1 pseudogene is annotated in these 1,068 nt (G+C 56.6%); it reads left to right on the top strand.

The annotated features are described in order from the left end of the window. Window positions 1-1,068 (top strand): annotated as a pseudogene (locus tag EAE89_RS22970) (hemagglutinin repeat-containing protein); the annotation flags it as partial.

The following is a 1,068-nucleotide window of genomic DNA, read 5'->3' as shown; positions in this document are numbered from 1 at the left end:
CAGCCGCAGCAAACTGCACAGCAGTTATGACAGCGTGCAGGAGCAGACCGGGCTGTATGCCGGTCAAGGGGGCTATCAGGTGAATGTCGGCGACCACACCCAGCTGGACGGTGCGGTGATAGCCAGTCACGCTGACAAAACAAAAAACACCCTCAACACCGGCACACTGGGCTTTAAAGATATTCAGAATCAGGCGGATTTTAAGGTTGAACAGCAGAGTGCGGGCATCAGCGTCGGCAAACCGACCGCCGGTCAGGTCCTGAACAATCTGGCGGTCAATGCGCTGACGGGCTCGAATAACCAGGGCCATGACAGCAGCACCACCCAGGCCGCTGTCAGTGACGGCACCCTGATTATCCGGGATAAGGCGCACCAGACGCAGGATGTTGCGACCCTTAGCCGCGATACCGATAACGCCGCCAATGTCCTGAGTCCGATATTTGATAAGGAGAAGGAACAACAGCGGCTGAAACAGGCGCAACTGATGGGTGAACTCAGCGCCCAGATGACCGAGATAGCCGGGACGGAAGGGAAAATTATCGCCACCCACGCGGCGAAAGCGAAACTTAACCATATCAGTGAACCGGACAAAGCCGCAGCCAGAGAAAAGTTGATCAACGCAGGTAATAAAGACCCCTCGCCAGCGGATATCAATAAACAAATCTATGACACCGCTTACACGCAGGCGCTGAATGACTCCGGCTTTGGGACCGGCGGCACCTATCAGAAAGCCTTACAGGCGGCTACGGCAGCGATTCAGGGCTTAGCGGGGAACAATCTCGGTCAGGCGCTGGCCGGAGGCGCTTCTCCTTATCTGGCGGGCGTGATTAAAGAACTGACGACGGACCCACAAACCCATCAGGTAGATATCGCCACCAATACGCTGGCCCATGCGATTTTAGGCGCGGTGGCGGCAGAAGTCAGCGGTAATAATGCGCTCGCGGGTGCTGCCGGGGCGGCTTCGGGTGAGCTGGCGGCTCAGGTCCTGATTAAGCAACTTTACGGTGATGGGGCCAAAGTCAGTGAGTTAACGGAGGAGCAGAAGCAAACTATCAGCACCCTTTCCAC

The organism is Photorhabdus heterorhabditis, assembly GCF_018448905.1.
Classification (GTDB): Bacteria; Pseudomonadota; Gammaproteobacteria; order Enterobacterales; family Enterobacteriaceae; genus Photorhabdus; species Photorhabdus heterorhabditis.
Note: the sequence above shows the minus strand (reverse complement) of the source record. Positions and strands in the feature narration are given on the sequence as shown.